Here is a 15,523-nt window from a genome sequence, read left to right as displayed (position 1 = left end):
TAAATAAGCCCGCCGTACTCGGCGGGCTTATTTTTTGTGCAAAAGCAGTGTGTTACTGTAGTAAGATAAATATACGATTGACACATTATCAATAGGCATATATAATGTACATTATACAAAATATTAACAATATATACGTACTGAAGAGACTAATGTGCTAATGGGAAATACGATTAAAGAAAGAGTAGTAAGTGCTAGGTTGTTCAGGTGTGCGAATGGAAAATTAAATACACAGAACAAATCAAGAGGCAGGGGGAGTAAACATGGGTAATTGGAAAGTGGCAACAGTTGCGGCTACGGTTTTGACGATGGTCTTCGCGGCTGGTTGCGGTGGAAAAGCAGAGACCAAAACGGAGTCGAAAGAGATTAAAATTGGTGGCAACTTTGAAATGACTGGCGGTGTCGCGCAATATGGCCAATCTGCTGCCAATGGCATAAAACTCGCTTTTAAAGAAGCGAACGCGGCCGGTGGTGTATTAGGTAAACAACTTACATTAATTATCGCCGACAATAAATCTGAGCCGGCTGAATCCGCGAATGCGGCGACGAAACTGATTTCCCAAGACAAAGTGGTTGCTCTTATCGGACCGGCGGCCAGCGCGAACGTTTTGGCCTCAGTGCCTGTTGCGACCGACAGCAAGATTCCTTTATTAACTCCAACTGGTACCAACACAAAGATTACAGTTGAAAACGGTAAAGTCAAAGACTATATCTTCCGTTCGTGCTTTATTGACCCATTCCAAGGTGCAATTATGGCTAACTTTGCCAGTAAGGACCTTAAAGCCAAAACAGCCGTTCTCTATGTTGATAGCTCATCCGACTATTCTAAAGGGTTAGCCCAAGTATTTGGAGATAACTTTACGAAAAACGGCGGCAAAGTTCTAGCTACAGAAGCTTTCCTGCAAAAAGACCAAGACTTCAAATCTGCTTTGACCAAGATTAAAGCAACGAATCCAGACGTCATCTACATTCCGGCTTACTATGAAGAAGCAAGCAAAATTATCAAACAAGCGCGCGAGCTTGGCATAATGATTCCAATGCTGGGAACTGACGGCTGGGATTCACCCAAATTGCCTGAGATTGCTGGCGCTGCTGCGTTAGCCAATACGTTCTTCAGCAACCATTATTCTGCCCAAGACAAAGATCCTCGGGTTGTTAAGTTCGTTGAAGCCTATAAAAAAGAATATAACCAAGATCCAGATGCTCTCGCTGTTCTCGGTTATGACGGTGCTTTGATGATGATTGACGCGATCAAACGCGCCAACAGCACTGAGCCGGCAAAGATCAAAGAAGCATTGGCCCAGACCAAAAACCTGCAAGTTGTGACCGGTATGCTTTCTATGGACGCCAATCATGACCCGATCAAGAGTGCTGTCATCATTGAAATGAAAGACGGCAAACAAACCTTCCGGACAAAAGTTAATCCATAATTATTAATGACTCTGGGTCCGCCAACAACTGGCGGGCTCAGTTTTTTTGCGCATAACTCTCTAACAAATTCACACAATAATAATGTCATATATTTTGCTGGGAATTACTTTACAGGCGTTAATTTTTTTGCTATATTTTATATATAATAAATCCTATCGTTATAGTCGGAAAAGGCGGGAAGACTATGAAACTTTCAACAAAGGGTCGTTATGGGGTAGCGGCTATGTATGACTTAGCCCTGCATCACGGCCAAGGGCCTATCTCGCTAAAAAGCGTGGCGCAACGGCAGGGAATATCTGAACACTACCTAGAACAGCTTATGGGTACACTACGAAAAGCTGGATTTGTCAAAAGTGTCCGTGGTGCTCAGGGAGGCTATACGTTAACCAAAGAGCCCACCGCCATTTCTGTTGGCGACATTATCCGCATCATGGAAGGCCCTATCGCTCCTGTAGATTGTTTACTGTCTGACGCAGTTGACAATGAGTATTGTGAACGCGCTTGCGCCTGTGTTACCAGAAATGTCTGGGCGAAAGTACGTGATAGCATCAGCTCGGTTCTTGATTCCATTACCCTCGCGGACTTGTGCCAAGGGGAAGACCCAATTAAAGAATAGGGGATGAAGGTATGAAAAGAATTTATTTTGACCATTCTGCTACAACACCAGTACACCCTGAAGTCGTCGCTACGATGATGGAATACCTGACCGATAAGTTCGGCAATCCTTCAAGCGTCCACTCCTTCGGTCGCGAAACGCGCAAGGCTGTCGATGAGGCGCGCGCAAAAGTGGCTGACTTGATTGGTGCCGAGCCGAACGAAATTTTCTTTACCAGTGGCGGCACTGAATCAGACAACTTAGCTCTTAAAGGTATTGCTTACGCTAATCGCAAGAAAGGCAATCATATCATTACTAGCGCAATCGAGCATCACGCGATTTTACACACTTGTGAATACTTAGCCAACCAAGGTTTCCAAATTACTTATCTTCCGGTCGACCAATATGGTATGGTATCTGTCGACGATGTGAGGAACGCAATAACAGACCAGACAATTCTTATCAGCATCATGTTTGCGAATAACGAAGTGGGAACAATTCAACCTATCCGTGAAATTGGCAAACTGGCGCGAGAGAAAAAGATATTCTTTCACACAGACGCGACGCAAGCGGTCGGTCATTACCCGATTAATGTAAAAGAGGACAACATCGATCTGTTGACTATGGCTGGTCATAAGTTTAACGCTCCTAAGGGAGTTGGCGCTTTGTATGCTCGGCGCGGTGTACGCCTTGAATCTTTGCAGCAAGGCGGCGCTCACGAACGGAATATGCGGGCAGGCACGGAAAATGTGCCAGGCATAGTGGCAATTGGCAAGGCAGCGGAAATTGCTAAGCGAGATATGAATGAGCAAATCGCTCACTTGCAGGGATTGCGCGATAAGCTAATTAGTCAGGTGCTCGCGACCATTCCCCATACGCAGTTGAATGGTCATCCCACTCAGCGTATGCCAGGCAGCGTTAATTTTAGTTTTCATTTCATCGAAGGTGAATCACTGTTGCTGAACCTTGACCTGAAGGGGATTGCTGCTTCGAGCGGTTCAGCCTGCACTTCGGGGTCGCTTGACCCCTCGCATGTGCTTTTGGCGATGGGGCTGACACATGAAGTGGCTCACGGATCATTACGTATTACCATGGGACTGGGCAATACGGAAGAGGAGGTCGACTATCTTCTCGAAGTTCTGCCTGAGATTGTTGCGCGTCTGCGCAGCATGTCACCGCTTTATGGAGCAGCGGCGTCAGAACAAGTTTCTAATCCTTGCAGTACTTGTCATCGGCATGAATAACTGAAAATTATTAAATGGGAGAGAAAAACTATGTATACCGATAAAGTAATGGATCATTTCACCAACCCCCGCAATGTGGGCGAGATCAAACAAGCAGACGGCGTTGGCGAGGTTGGAAATGCTAAATGCGGCGATATCATGAGAATCTATCTGCAGGTTGAAAACAACATCATAACCGACGTGAAGTTCAAGACTTTTGGCTGCGGAGCAGCGATTGCAACGAGTAGTATGGTGACTGAAATGGTCAAAGGCAAAACGATTGAAGAAGCACTGGAAATTTCCAATCAAGCAGTCGCTGAGGCACTTGATGGGCTACCGCCAGCGAAGATGCATTGTTCCAACCTTGCAGCTGATGCGTTGCATGAGGCAATTCGCGACTATCACGAAAAACACAAGTAAGACGTAAGATAAGGGATTGAAATATATGGCTGACAAACAAAGAGTAGTAGTAGCCATGAGCGGCGGGGTGGACAGTTCTCTAACTGCCGCCCTTCTCGTTCATCAGGGCTATGATTGCATTGGCGCGACTATGCGGCTTTGGGACGACGATTTAACCGAGATCGACCCTGATAGCCGCGGTTGCTGTTCGCTTTCCGCAGTAGAGGATGCGCGGCGAGTGGCGGACAAACTAGGCATACCATACTATGTCCTGAACTTCAGGCAGATGTTCCAGGAAACGGTTATTGACTATTTCGTCAAGGAATATGCTGGTGGCAGGACGCCGAACCCTTGTATCGCTTGTAACCGCTATGTCAAGTTTGCTGGACTGCTGGAAAAAGCCAAGCAGCTAGGGGCTCAGTATGTAGCGACTGGGCATTATGCACGTATCGTCTATGACGAAGTACTCGGCCGGCATCTGCTAAAAAAGGGTGTCGATACAAGCAAAGACCAATCATATGCGCTATACCATCTTAATCAGAAGACGCTTCAGCATTTTCTCATGCCGTTAGGAGATTATGCGAAAACTGAAACACGACAGTTGGCCCGGGAATTCGATCTCGCTGTGGCGGACAAGCCTGACAGTCAGGAGATCTGTTTTATTCCTGATAATGATTATAAGCGTTATCTCGGTGATCACGCGCCGGAAAGCTTAAAACCAGGCGACATTATTGATACAACTGGAAAGATTATCGGACGTCACGCTGGTTTGCCGCTATATACGGTGGGACAGCGTAAAGGTCTAGGGCTAGCTGCCGGACACCCGCTGTACGTTGTTGCACTTGATTATGCCAAAAACGAACTCTTGGTCGGCGATGATCGTGATGTTTTTGCACGAGAATTGATTGCCGATGATCTGAACTGGATTATGATTGATGAACTTACAGAAAGCATAACCGTCAAGGCGAAAATTCGCTACAGCGCTCGTGAGGCAGAGGCGACGCTTTTGCCGCTTTCTGACGGCAAGGTGCACGTTGTCTTCGATTCGCCGCAACGAGCGATCACTCCCGGCCAATCAGTTGTATTCTACGACGGTGACACGGTGATTGGCGGTGGCATTATTCAGACTGCGATTCGCTGATCGGGAAACGCTGAGAATTACGCGCAGCATAGATTGGCGATTTTAAGCAAAAAGAAAACGAATAGGAAATAACACCGCGCAAAGTTGGTTATACTAACAGTAAATCTGAACGGAGGCCAATATGTACAGGATCACGGAATTGATCGGTCTGCCGGTATTATCGTTAGATGATGGCAAACAAATTGGCGAAGTTCAAGATTTGGTAGTTGATATTAGCAAAGCAACGATTTGCGGCTTACTAGTCAGTGCGGAAGCCTGGTTTTCTGAGTGTCGTAGCATTATATTTGGCGATATCTTCCGAACGGGAACTGACGCCATCATGCTAAGAGATGCAAGTTGCCTGCAACCGATTGCACTGCTTGATCTGGAAGGTTGCTTCCGGGTTCAGGAATTGGCCGGTAAAACCATCTATACGGAAACCGGTCTATATCTAGGCATGTTGGCCGACATTTTCTTTCAGCCGCAAACAGGGGAACTAACAGGGTATGAGCTTTCTGACGGAATAGTTTCTGATTTTCTGTTTGGCCGTAAGGCCATGCCGCTACCACAGGCACAGATAGTTCACTCAAATCGGCTGTTAGTGCCGGAAGCTATGTCTCAACTACTGCACAGCGAGTGAGAATTCGGTTTCGCGAGGTGTAATGCATGTTCGTTTGTCCTGTTTGCGGACGCAAAGCGGTTGGCAAGGTTGCCTCCGGTCAATTCTATTGTTGGGATTGTTGCGTAGAATTTAGCGTCAGCGACAAAGGAGACGTCGAAATTTTTGACGTCGAAGTGGACGGTTCTCTAACCGCCCATGAGGCTCCGTTGCAAGAAGTCGTTCAATAAACAGCCGTGCAAAGGAGTGTTGCAGTATGAATTTTTGGCGAGGATTAGTCTGGGGAGGCGTCGTAGGCAGTATGATTGGCGCTGTCATGGTTCCAATGATGCGGCGACATCGGAAACCACTTATTGAGCGTGGAGTTGATGCTGTCCGTGAATCTTTTATGGGTTCAACGCAAGATTTGATGAAAGAAGCACGCCGGACCCGAAAACGTTTGATGAAGAATTTCCGCTAAATACCGGTAAAAACCGGGGGCCGTTGGCCTCCGGTTTTTCCACTCTGAGGTGTACATATTGTGATGGTTCAGCGTGCAGTTCGCATCGCAGTACTTATAATAGCAGCTCTAGCAACGGCGTATTTCCTCTGGTGGGTAAGAGCAAGTTTATATCCTTTTGTCATTGCTTTTCTTATGGCTTTTCTGTTGAATCCAGCGGTATGCTACCTAGAACGCAGAAAGATGCCCCGCCTTTGGGCAATCATCGTTATTTATATTTGTCTTCTCAGCACCCTGATCATTAGCACTAGCTATTTAGTGCCTGTCTTGATCCGGGAATTAGAAGTATTCGCTCGCGAATTGCCGACGCTAATCACTCATGGCGACAGTTTAATTCAATCGGCGCAGTCTCAATATCAAAATACGACTATGCCATATTCATTGCGGTTGGCTTTTGATAACGGATTAGCACAAGTGGAGATGATGTTGCAAAATACAGTCTCAGGTATTGTTGATACACTGCTAAACTTAGTTAGTCATGGTGTTGGCATCGTTACTAGTCCGATATTAGCCTTCTATTTTCTATATGACAGCCATGAAATGAAACGGAAGTTTTACTTGAGTGTTCCAGGCAGTTGGCGGCCGGGGGTGCGATTGTTTCTTAAAGATATCAACAAGGTTTTGAACGGAGTTATTCGTGGCCAAGTTACGATTGCCGTGATTGTTGGTTTCTTGGTCAGCGTGGGCTTAACGATACTTGATGTCCGCTTCGCGTTGCTGATTGGCCTACTAGCTGGTGCGCTTGACGTCATACCGTATTTTGGCGCGTTTATTGGCGCTACGCCAGCGATTGTTATTGCTTTGTTAGATTCTCCATTGCTAGCAGGAAAAGTGGCATTGCTATTTTTCGCGATCCATCAACTGGAAGGTACCGTGATCGGACCGCGTATCTTGGGTGAGCAGGTAGGGCTCCATCCGATAACCGTTATTTTTTATTTGTTGGTCGGCGGCGAGGTCGGCGGCTTAGCGGGCTTGCTGCTTGGCGTGCCTCTGGCGGCGTTGGGAAAAGTGGTGCTCCGTCATGCACTGCGTCTATGCATTCATCGACCGGCTAGCTTGTCCAATGATTGACAGAACCCATAAAAATTATGTATAATTCCAGAAGAATGTGCCAATGTATTGTGGAGGTTGATGATTTTGACAGGAAGTGAACTGCGTAAAAAGTTCTTGCAGTTTTTTGCCAGTAAAGAACATCTGGTGTTGCCGAGCGCCTCGTTGATTCCGCAGGATGACCCGAGTCTGCTCTTGATTGGCGCAGGTATGGCGCCGTTTAAACCGTTTTTCACCGGCAAGATGAAACCGCCGAGTGAACGAATTTCCACTTGTCAAAAATGTATTCGCACCGGCGATATTGAGAATGTGGGCCGAACAGCTCGCCATCATACTTTTTTTGAAATGCTGGGTAATTTCTCCTTTGGCAATTATTTTAAAAAAGAAGCGATTGCTTGGGCCTGGGAATTCCTTACTGAAGAAATTAAATTGCCGAAAGATAAGCTATGGATTACAATCCATACCTCTGATGATGAAGCGTTTGACATTTGGCGTAATGAAATTGGCATCTATGCTGAGAAAATCATTCGCCTTGAGGATAATTTCTGGGAAATCGGGCCAGGACCTTGCGGTCCCTGCTCTGAGATACATTTTGACCTGGGAGAAGCGCGCGGTTGCGGTAAACCGGATTGCCAAGTCGGCTGCAGTTGTGATCGCTATTTAGAGATATGGAATTTAGTCTTTACCCAGTTTGATCGCGATGAAGCTGGCAACTATACGCCGCTGGCTAAGAAAAACATTGATACAGGTGCGGGACTTGAACGCATCGCATCAGTGCTACAGGGCAAGCCGTCAAACTTTGAAACTGATTTGCTGTTCCCGATTATCGAACATACGATGAAGGTAGCCGGAGTTAGCTATGGAACCTCAGCAAAAACGGATGTTTCGCTTAAAGTGATTGCCGACCATGCCCGTAGCGTAACGGTGATGATTGCTGACGGCGTTTTGCCTTCAAATGAAGGACGAGGTTATGTGCTGCGCCGGGTGTTGCGTCGGGCTGTCCGTCATGGACGGTTGATGGGTATTGAACGGCCATTCTTAGCAGACATTGTTGATGTCGTCGCTGATATATTTGCTGATGTTTATTCCGATCTTAATGAAAAGAAGGCTTTTATCAAGAAAGTCATCCAACAAGAAGAAGAACGATTTCATACGACATTGGCCCAAGGGATTGAACTGCTAAACGCGCACGTTAATGACATGAAGCAACGCAATGATATCTTACTTGATGGCGCTACCGCGTTTAAATTGTATGATACCTTTGGTTTCCCTTGGGAACTGACCTTTGAAATATTGGAAGAAAACGGTATGCAACTTGATAAAGCTGCATTTGACGAAGCAATGAAAGAACAGCGTGAACGAGCTCGTTCCGCACGCCAAGAGCGCGATGATAAAATCATTATTCCCGACTTATCCGCACTGGTCACCCAGCGCGTGACCTATAATCCTGCCGCCGAGACAGCAAAGATTCTTGTGCTTTTGCAGGACGGCAAGGTAGTTGAGACTGCCCATGCAGGCGAAGATGTGACAGTAATCCTAGATAGTACACCCTTCTATGCAGAAGGCGGCGGTCAGGTGGGAGACACAGGTGAGATTGTTTCTCCGACCGGCAGGATGCAAGTCGCGAATGCAAAGAAACTGCCTGATGGAACGACCTATCACATCGGCGAAGTGATAGAAGGTGCTCTAACTCTTGGCGAAGTAGTAGGAGTACGACCTGATTCGTGCAGAAAGCGCTCAACGGCTCGCAATCACACGGCAACTCACTTATTGCAAGCTGCACTGCGCCATGTTCTCGGCACGCATGTGAATCAAGCCGGCTCATTAGTAACCCCTGAGCGTCTGCGGTTTGACTTTTCGCATTTCGCTTCAATTACTCAGGAAGAATTGAGCCGGATTGAGGATTTTGTCAACTCAGCAATCCTCACTAATACCCCAGTCGGCATCATTGAAACTTCACAAGAAACAGCCAAAGAAATGGGCGCGATGGCTCTATTTGGTGAGAAATATGGTGAAACAGTTCGCGTTATCGTTGTCGGTAATGTCAGTCGCGAGCTCTGCGGCGGAACGCATGTTGAGGGAACTGGTGAAATCGGATTATTCCGGATCATTTCGGAAAGCAGCGTCGGCGCGGGCATGCGTCGGATTGAAGCTGTCACCGGTTATGGCGCGCTGGAATATGTCAAGTCACGTGAGGCACTGTTACAGGAAGCTGCTGCACTGTTAAAATCTCGGCCTGAAGAAATTAGCGCCAAGATTCAGGGGCTGTTTGTCAAAGCAAAAGAGCTTGAGCATGAACTTGCTGCTGTTCAGGGCGGCATGGCGAAAGCGACTGTAGAAAAGCTACTGGCAGAAATTGTTGATGTTAACGGTATTGAATTCGCTGTCGGTCAAGTGAAAGCCGGTGACATGGACGAACTTCGTTCGCTAGCAGACATGGTCCGTGATCGCATGACAACAGGAGTTGTGGTGCTTGGCGCTGTGCAGGAGGGCAAAGTCAGCTTTGTCGCCATGGCGACCCAAGCGGCGCAAGCAAAAGGTGTTCATGCAGGCAACATTATTAAAGAAGTTGCCAAAGCCGCTGGCGGCGGCGGTGGCGGACGCGCCGATATGGCCCAAGCAGGTGGTAAAAATCCTGAAAAACTGATCGAAGCGCTTGCTGTGGCGAGAACAGTGGTTGATAGCCAAATTAAGAAATGATAAAAAGCGCGGTGGTTTCACCGCGCTTTTAATTCAATTGACTTACTGCCAGACAGGAAATACATAGCAAGAGTCGAATATAGAAATAATAGACATTGTCTATTAACAGCCCAAGGTAATATCCTTAAAGGAGATGATGTGGTATGAAGCCTGTTTCCGATCAAACCATGATGTATAAGGTTGACGATGTAGAGCCGAAAGACGTTGGCGAAACAATCGTGACTGTGTACCGGGCGCTGAAAGAGAAAGGCTATAATCCCATTAACCAGATCGTTGGCTACCTTTTGTCCGGCGATCCCACCTATATCACCAGCTACCGCAATGCGCGGATGCTGATTCGAAAGTTTGAAAGGGACGAGATTCTGGAGGAATTGGTCGGAGCGTATGTGAAGGAAAAGTAACATGGAACTGCGTTCATTAGGTAAGACAGGTATTCAGGTTTCCCGTCTAGGGTTTGGCGCATTGACAATTGGTCCGCTGCAAGCAGGGCTATCATCAGAGGATGGTGGCAGGGTAATCCGCGTTGCGCTTGACGCTGGGGTTAACTTTATCGATACGGCAGAATTATATGGCACATACTCTCACATTCGGGCAGGCCTAAACGGCTTTGATGGTGATGTTATCATTGCTTCCAAGTCCTATGCGTATGAATACCAGGCAATGGAACAGAGTGTTCATACTGCCTGCAGTGAAATTGGCAGAGATTATATAGACATTTTCAGTCTGCATGAACAGACATCCCGACTCACGCTTAAAGGTCATCGCCCGGCGCTTGATTTTCTCGTCAAAGCGAAGGAACGTGGCCTAGTGCGCGCCATTGGTGTGTCGACCCACACGGTTGAAGTTGTACGCGCCGCCGCATTAATCGAAGAAATTGATGTTATCCATCCAATCATTAATAAAGCTGGACTTGGCATTCTTGACGGGACGGTCGACGACATGCTTGCGGCTATTGATGATGCTGCCAGTGCCGGTAAAGGCATATATGGTATGAAGGCGTTAGGCGGCGGGCATTTAGGGCAAAATGCCCAACAGGCATTTTCCTGGATTCTGAACAAAGCTAACCTCGCCTCAGTTGTCGTTGGGATGCAGACGCCTGATGAGGTTGCATTCAATTGCGCTATCTTTGAGGGACGTAAACCGCTGCCCGAGCAGGTGTCAGCAGTGGCTGGCAAGAAACGGCGGCTTTTAATTGAAGACTGGTGCGCTGGCTGCGGTCAATGTGTGGCCCGTTGCCCGATGAGCGCATTGACTCTAGAGCAAGGCAAAGCTGTGGTTGACCAGAAACGATGCGTGCTTTGCGGTTATTGCGCTTCGGTTTGTTCGGAATTTTGTCTTAAAGTGATATAAGTTTGCTTGTTTGGTATAAATTGGAGGATGTATGCGCATACTGGCATTAGATGTTGGCGATAAAACGATTGGGGTGGCTGTCAGTGACTTGCTCATGATTACAGCCCAGGGTGTGGAAGTTATCCGACGCTCCGCATGGGCAAAAGATATCACTCGCCTGAAGCAGCTTATTGATGAATACGAAGCTGACACCCTGCTCATCGGCTTTCCTAAGAATATGAATGGCACAATCGGTCCGCGTGGTGAGGAAACCAAACAGTTCGCTGACAAACTCAAAGAACAGTTTCCGGGGATCACTATTCGTCTGTGGGATGAACGCTTGTCGACAGTCGCAGCTCAGCGGTCTTTAATTGAAGCCGATGTCAGCCGAGCCAAACGGCGGCAGGTAATTGATAAAATGGCGGCAGTATTTATTTTGCAAGGATATCTCGATAGTTTAACAACGAGCTTTCGTCCATCTTAGTAGAATGTTCCTTGACATGGCCGATTATCTACTATAAAATGACTACATTACCTAGTAGATTACCCAATGTTTCCAAATAGCGAAATGAGGTGTGAATATGGCTGATTTTGAAAAAGATGATCTCGACGGTATGGAAGAAGATGCCATTGTCGTTATTACTGACGAAGAAGGCAATGAATTCTATTATCGGGAAGAAATGGTAATTCCTGTTGGCGATAAGAACTTTGCCATTTTAGTACCGCTTGAAATGGATGAAGAAGAAGGCTGCGAGTGTTCCGAAGAAGAGTCCGATTGCGATTGCTGCGGCGGCGAACAAGATGCTATCATCGCTCGGATTGACGAGGATGAAAAAGGCGAACAAGTCTATGTAGACCCGACAGACGAAGAGTACGAAGCTGTGATCAAAGCATACGATGAAATCATGGCTGAAGAAGAAGCAGAGGACTAAAAAATAGCTAACCGGGGCATCTCGCCCCGGTTTTTTTATAACTAGGCCTTACAATTGCTGCTAGTTTCATATGTAACGGCGGTTTTTTCTTGATTAGTCCTACAACTGCTGCTAGTCTCGTAGGTAACGGCGGTTTTTATAACTAGGCCCTACAATTGCCGCTAGTCTCATATGCGACGGTGGTTTTATTTCTGACTAGCCTTAATAGTATTGCTGTTAGTTTCATAGTAACGGCGTTTTTTTTGCTCTAGCTGCACAATTACTGCTAGTCTCATATGTAACGACGGTTTTTTCTTGTAAAAATGTGCATCATAATACGTGCAGCATTTTGTCGCATATTGACATCTGTTCAGGCAGTACTGTATGCTTTATAAAGGGATTTATCGATGACTAACCCGATTTAAGACTCCCGCTTCGAAAGCGGGAGAAAGAACGACTAAGTCCTGGATAAGTGGACTAGGATTCAAATGGAGTAAAAACTCCAACTACATCAAGTCTTCTTTATCCCGTATTGAACAAGCCACAAAAAAGAGGTGGTATAATGCTGCAAACTAAACCACAGATTCGCCGGTGGCTTCTCCCGGCTGTATTGGCACTCTTGATGCTTACTGGTCTGCTTGGCGGGCGAATGGTATATGAGTTGGCTCAGCCGATTAGCGCCGGATCTGCCGCTGCAGTGATGATAACAGTAAAGCCAGGCATGTCTACCCAGGAGATCGGACAAGTGCTGTATGAAAAAAACTTAATCAGGAGCGTTTCCCTCTTTCGGATGGTAGCCCGGTTAGAAGGAATGGAGAAATCGTTGCAAGCAGCGGAGTACTCCTTCAGTCCCAACATGAGTGTACGTCACATTGTGGGCATGTTAGCCAGAGGTGAAGTAGCCTACCGGCAATTTACCGTACCAGAGGGATATACGATTGACCAAATTGCAGCTCTTTTGGCTGAGAAGAATCTTGCTGATGCCGCTAAGTTTAAAGAAGCTGCTAAAGTCCTGAGACCTTATGAGTATATACAGGCTGGGGCCGATATTGTTTACCCGGTAGAGGGCTTCGCTTTTCCTGATACCTATCGCGTAGCGCGAGGGGTAACCGAACCACAGTTACTTAAGATGATGCTGTATCAATTTAACGATCGCTTCACACCAGAAATGAAAGAAAGAGCTCGGCAAATGGACCTTAGCCTGAGAGATGTTATTATACTGGCCTCTCTGGTTGAAAAGGAGGCTCAGGTCGAGTCTGAACGTCCGATCATTGCAGCAGTGTTCATGAATCGCTTGAAGTTGGAAATGCCGTTGCAATCTTGCGCGACGATTCAATACATTTTGGGTTATCCGAAGCCTGAGCTAACGATTCAAGATACGCAGATTCCCTCCCCGTATAATACTTATCTGAATATGGGGTTGCCGCCCGGCCCGATCGCCAATCCTGGCATTGACTCAATCAAAGCTGTCCTCTACCCGGCAGCAACCGATAATTTGTATTTTGTTGCTGATAAAAATGGTGTTCATCACTTCTCGAAAACCTATGAACAACATTTGGCGGCGATTGCCCAGGTGAGCAATTAAATGACAAGAGTACATGCCTTGCTCGCAGACATGCGGCGGTCTGCATCCGAGGAATCGGTACCTATCTTGAGGCCAGAGTGCGAAAAAATACTCGTTGATGTCGTTCGGGAGAAACGGCCTGTGCGGCTGTTGGAAGTTGGCACGGCAATCGGGTATTCTACTTTGTTAATTGCGGCATCGATGCCAGAGAGCGCAACCTTGGTAACCTTAGAAATTGATGCCGAAAGAGCGGCTATCGCCAAACAACATATTGCTGACGCCGGATTTAGTGAACGTGTGACAGTACTGGTCGGTGACGCGTTGACAATACTTAACCAGCTAACTGGTGATTTTGATTTTATCTTTTTGGATGGACCTAAAGGGCAGTACCTTGCATACCTGCAGCTATTACTTAACAAACTTGCGCCAGTCGCAGTTGTGGTGGCTGATAATGTTTTATTTCGGGGTATGGTAAACGCTGAGGAAAATCCGCCGCGCCGTTATCGGACTTTGGTAAAACGGTTGCGCGAGTACTTGGCTTTTGTTTCAACTGATGAACGTTTTGCAACCACCTTGTTGTCTGACGGCGACGGGGTGGCTATTTCCTATTATCGAGAACATCGAGGAGAATCTGATGAAGAAACCTGAACTATTGGCACCAGCGGGTAATCTGGAAAAACTAAAGATTGCATTAACTTATGGAGCAGATGCGGTATTTTTAGGCGGCAAGGCCTATGGCCTGCGGGCATTTAGCGACAACTTCACGGATGATGATGTGCGTGAAGCTGTTGCCTACGCCCATGCGCTTGGGCGCAGGGTCTATGTAACGGTGAATATTATTCCTCATAACGAAGACTTGGTTGGATTGCCGGAGTATATTAGATTTCTGTCTGAAGCCGGTGTGGACGCGCTCATTGTTTCTGATCCTGGTATATTTAGCGTGGCTCGTTCAGTAGCGCCTAAACTGCCGCTTCATATTAGCACCCAGGCTAACAATACCAACTGGGCGTCAGCTCAATTTTGGCAGTCCCAGGGGGCAAAGCGTATTGTGCTTGCCCGTGAGTTGTCACTGTCCGAGATACGCGGCATCCGTGAGAAAACCCAGGTGGAACTGGAAGCCTTCGTTCATGGCGCAATGTGTATTTCCTATTCGGGACGGTGTCTATTAAGCAATTATCTAACTGGTAGAGATGCTAACCGCGGCGAATGCGCCCAAGCCTGCCGCTGGAAATATTCTGTAGTAGAGGAAACTCGGCCTGGACAGTACTTTCCTGTACTAGAAGATGAACGCGGCGCGTATGTCTTTAACTCTCGAGATTTGTGCATGTTACCACATATTGGCGATTTGATCGCGGCAGGACTGGATAGTTTTAAGATCGAGGGCCGCATGAAAAGTGTGCATTATGTGGCAACTGTTGTTAAAGTTTACCGGGAGGCTATTGATACATATTTCGCCGACCCATCAGACTTTGTTGCCCGACCGGAATGGCTTACTGAACTAGCTAAAATTTCACATCGCGCTTACACTACCGGCTTCGCCTTTGCTAAGACAACTGAGGCTGATCAGATTTATGGCGATCGAACCTACCATCAAACCCATGACTTTGTTGGTCTAGTTCATTCCTATGACCCTGTTAGCAAAACCGCAATCGTTGAGCAGAGAAATAATATGAAGACAGGCGAAGAAATTGAAATCATGCAGCCAGGCCAGTCGAATTTCCAACAAATAATCACACGGATGACTGATGTAGAGGGAAATGAAATATCAGTCGCTCCCCACGCACAACAGCTTGTAAGAATGGATGTCCAACAGCCAGTTGCCCCGTTTTCTATGCTTCGTCGCCAGGTGAGCCCATGAATAATCCTGCAGCAGTATATATTCAGGTTGCTCCTGCGGATATTACCTTTATCTGCAAGATTATGGAGGGTTATGAGCACCTTGGAGTTGTGACAACACTTGATAGGTCCAAGGGGCTATTGGCGATACGTGCTACTCCGGACACGCGACAGGAGGTTCTTTCAATCGTCACCAACCTGCCAGTTCCATACTTACTAGTGGACGGCGCGGAATAGGGAATAATTT

18 protein-coding genes are annotated in these 15,523 nt (G+C 47.0%); all 18 read left to right on the top strand.

Going from position 1 to position 15,523, the window contains the following annotated elements:
• The first annotated feature begins 263 nt into the window (after positions 1 to 263).
• Positions 264 to 1,430: an ABC transporter substrate-binding protein gene (locus AXX12_RS07175; protein ID WP_066240102.1), complete on the top strand. Its 1,167-nt coding sequence runs from the start codon at positions 264 to 266 to the stop codon at positions 1,428 to 1,430.
• 185 nt (positions 1,431 to 1,615) lie between these two features.
• Positions 1,616 to 2,047, top strand: a complete 432-nt coding sequence (locus tag AXX12_RS07170) for an RrF2 family transcriptional regulator (RefSeq protein ID WP_066240100.1) — start codon at positions 1,616 to 1,618, stop codon at positions 2,045 to 2,047.
• A gap of 11 nt (positions 2,048 to 2,058) precedes the next feature.
• Positions 2,059 to 3,270: a cysteine desulfurase NifS gene (gene nifS, locus AXX12_RS07165; RefSeq protein WP_066240097.1), complete on the top strand. Its 1,212-nt coding sequence runs from the start codon at positions 2,059 to 2,061 to the stop codon at positions 3,268 to 3,270.
• Positions 3,271 to 3,300: 30 nt separating this feature from the next.
• A complete protein-coding gene (gene nifU / locus AXX12_RS07160) occupies positions 3,301 to 3,669 on the top strand; it encodes a Fe-S cluster assembly scaffold protein NifU (RefSeq protein ID WP_066240094.1) in 369 nt (122 codons plus the stop codon).
• 25 nt (positions 3,670 to 3,694) lie between these two features.
• Positions 3,695 to 4,789: a tRNA 2-thiouridine(34) synthase MnmA gene (gene mnmA / locus AXX12_RS07155; protein WP_066240092.1), complete on the top strand. Its 1,095-nt coding sequence runs from the start codon at positions 3,695 to 3,697 to the stop codon at positions 4,787 to 4,789.
• 121 nt (positions 4,790 to 4,910) lie between these two features.
• Entirely contained in the window at positions 4,911 to 5,408 is a 498-nt protein-coding gene (locus AXX12_RS07150) for a PRC-barrel domain-containing protein (RefSeq protein ID WP_066240090.1), read from the top strand.
• Positions 5,409 to 5,434: 26 nt separating this feature from the next.
• Entirely contained in the window at positions 5,435 to 5,617 is a 183-nt protein-coding gene (locus AXX12_RS07145; protein ID WP_066240088.1) for a hypothetical protein, read from the top strand.
• A gap of 26 nt (positions 5,618 to 5,643) precedes the next feature.
• Entirely contained in the window at positions 5,644 to 5,847 is a 204-nt protein-coding gene (locus AXX12_RS07140; protein ID WP_066240086.1) for a hypothetical protein, read from the top strand.
• 63 nt (positions 5,848 to 5,910) lie between these two features.
• On the top strand, positions 5,911 to 6,957 hold the full coding sequence (locus AXX12_RS07135; protein WP_231881835.1) for an AI-2E family transporter: 1,047 nt from the start codon (positions 5,911 to 5,913) through the stop codon (positions 6,955 to 6,957).
• A 60-nt stretch (positions 6,958 to 7,017) separates the two neighbouring features.
• Positions 7,018 to 9,636, top strand: coding sequence for an alanine--tRNA ligase (gene alaS, locus AXX12_RS07130; protein ID WP_066240081.1), 2,619 nt, complete (start codon positions 7,018 to 7,020; stop codon positions 9,634 to 9,636).
• A 143-nt stretch (positions 9,637 to 9,779) separates the two neighbouring features.
• Positions 9,780 to 10,037, top strand: a complete 258-nt coding sequence (locus tag AXX12_RS07125) for an IreB family regulatory phosphoprotein (protein WP_066240077.1) — start codon at positions 9,780 to 9,782, stop codon at positions 10,035 to 10,037.
• Position 10,038: 1 nt separating this feature from the next.
• Positions 10,039 to 10,986: an aldo/keto reductase gene (locus AXX12_RS07120; RefSeq protein WP_066240074.1), complete on the top strand. Its 948-nt coding sequence runs from the start codon at positions 10,039 to 10,041 to the stop codon at positions 10,984 to 10,986.
• A gap of 31 nt (positions 10,987 to 11,017) precedes the next feature.
• Entirely contained in the window at positions 11,018 to 11,449 is a 432-nt protein-coding gene (gene ruvX, locus AXX12_RS07115) for a Holliday junction resolvase RuvX (RefSeq protein WP_066240071.1), read from the top strand.
• Positions 11,450 to 11,546: 97 nt separating this feature from the next.
• Positions 11,547 to 11,897 carry a DUF1292 domain-containing protein gene (locus AXX12_RS07110; protein ID WP_066240068.1) on the top strand — a complete coding sequence of 117 codons (351 nt, stop codon included), beginning with the start codon at positions 11,547 to 11,549 and terminating at the stop codon, positions 11,895 to 11,897.
• Positions 11,898 to 12,438: 541 nt separating this feature from the next.
• Positions 12,439 to 13,461 (top strand): endolytic transglycosylase MltG, encoded by a 1,023-nt coding sequence (gene mltG, locus AXX12_RS07105; protein WP_066240065.1) that lies wholly within the window; start codon positions 12,439 to 12,441, stop codon positions 13,459 to 13,461.
• Complete coding sequence (locus tag AXX12_RS07100) at positions 13,462 to 14,088, top strand: O-methyltransferase (RefSeq protein WP_066240064.1); 627 nt, start codon at positions 13,462 to 13,464, stop codon at positions 14,086 to 14,088. It begins immediately after the preceding gene.
• Complete coding sequence (locus tag AXX12_RS07095; RefSeq protein WP_066240062.1) at positions 14,075 to 15,298, top strand: peptidase U32 family protein; 1,224 nt, start codon at positions 14,075 to 14,077, stop codon at positions 15,296 to 15,298. Before AXX12_RS07100 ends, AXX12_RS07095 begins: the two co-directional genes overlap by 14 nt.
• On the top strand, positions 15,295 to 15,513 hold the full coding sequence (locus tag AXX12_RS07090) for a DUF4911 domain-containing protein (RefSeq protein WP_066240059.1): 219 nt from the start codon (positions 15,295 to 15,297) through the stop codon (positions 15,511 to 15,513). Before AXX12_RS07095 ends, AXX12_RS07090 begins: the two co-directional genes overlap by 4 nt.
• The last annotated feature ends 10 nt before the right edge of the window (positions 15,514 to 15,523 follow it).

The organism is Anaerosporomusa subterranea (assembly GCF_001611555.1).
GTDB lineage: Bacteria > Bacillota > Negativicutes > Sporomusales > Acetonemataceae > Anaerosporomusa > Anaerosporomusa subterranea.
Note: the sequence above shows the minus strand (reverse complement) of the source record. Positions and strands in the feature narration are given on the sequence as shown.

What these genes read in the sequence shown, in the direction of transcription:
- AXX12_RS07120 (WP_066240074.1), top strand. Translation starts at nt 10,039, where the DNA reads ATGGAACTGCGTTCATTAGGTAAGACAGGTATTCAGGTTTCCCGTCTA.
- AXX12_RS07170 (WP_066240100.1), top strand. Translation starts at nt 1,616, where the DNA reads ATGAAACTTTCAACAAAGGGTCGTTATGGGGTAGCGGCTATGTATGAC.
- mnmA (WP_066240092.1), top strand. Translation starts at nt 3,695, where the DNA reads ATGGCTGACAAACAAAGAGTAGTAGTAGCCATGAGCGGCGGGGTGGAC.
- nifS (WP_066240097.1), top strand. Translation starts at nt 2,059, where the DNA reads ATGAAAAGAATTTATTTTGACCATTCTGCTACAACACCAGTACACCCT.
- AXX12_RS07125 (WP_066240077.1), top strand. Translation starts at nt 9,780, where the DNA reads ATGAAGCCTGTTTCCGATCAAACCATGATGTATAAGGTTGACGATGTA.
- ruvX (WP_066240071.1), top strand. Translation starts at nt 11,018, where the DNA reads ATGCGCATACTGGCATTAGATGTTGGCGATAAAACGATTGGGGTGGCT.
- mltG (WP_066240065.1), top strand. Translation starts at nt 12,439, where the DNA reads ATGCTGCAAACTAAACCACAGATTCGCCGGTGGCTTCTCCCGGCTGTA.
- AXX12_RS07095 (WP_066240062.1), top strand. Translation starts at nt 14,075, where the DNA reads ATGAAGAAACCTGAACTATTGGCACCAGCGGGTAATCTGGAAAAACTA.
- AXX12_RS07100 (WP_066240064.1), top strand. Translation starts at nt 13,462, where the DNA reads ATGACAAGAGTACATGCCTTGCTCGCAGACATGCGGCGGTCTGCATCC.
- AXX12_RS07175 (WP_066240102.1), top strand. Translation starts at nt 264, where the DNA reads ATGGGTAATTGGAAAGTGGCAACAGTTGCGGCTACGGTTTTGACGATG.
- AXX12_RS07135 (WP_231881835.1), top strand. Translation starts at nt 5,911, where the DNA reads ATGGTTCAGCGTGCAGTTCGCATCGCAGTACTTATAATAGCAGCTCTA.
- AXX12_RS07140 (WP_066240086.1), top strand. Translation starts at nt 5,644, where the DNA reads ATGAATTTTTGGCGAGGATTAGTCTGGGGAGGCGTCGTAGGCAGTATG.
- AXX12_RS07090 (WP_066240059.1), top strand. Translation starts at nt 15,295, where the DNA reads ATGAATAATCCTGCAGCAGTATATATTCAGGTTGCTCCTGCGGATATT.
- AXX12_RS07150 (WP_066240090.1), top strand. Translation starts at nt 4,911, where the DNA reads ATGTACAGGATCACGGAATTGATCGGTCTGCCGGTATTATCGTTAGAT.
- AXX12_RS07145 (WP_066240088.1), top strand. Translation starts at nt 5,435, where the DNA reads ATGTTCGTTTGTCCTGTTTGCGGACGCAAAGCGGTTGGCAAGGTTGCC.
- alaS (WP_066240081.1), top strand. Translation starts at nt 7,018, where the DNA reads ATGATTTTGACAGGAAGTGAACTGCGTAAAAAGTTCTTGCAGTTTTTT.
- AXX12_RS07110 (WP_066240068.1), top strand. Translation starts at nt 11,547, where the DNA reads ATGGCTGATTTTGAAAAAGATGATCTCGACGGTATGGAAGAAGATGCC.
- nifU (WP_066240094.1), top strand. Translation starts at nt 3,301, where the DNA reads ATGTATACCGATAAAGTAATGGATCATTTCACCAACCCCCGCAATGTG.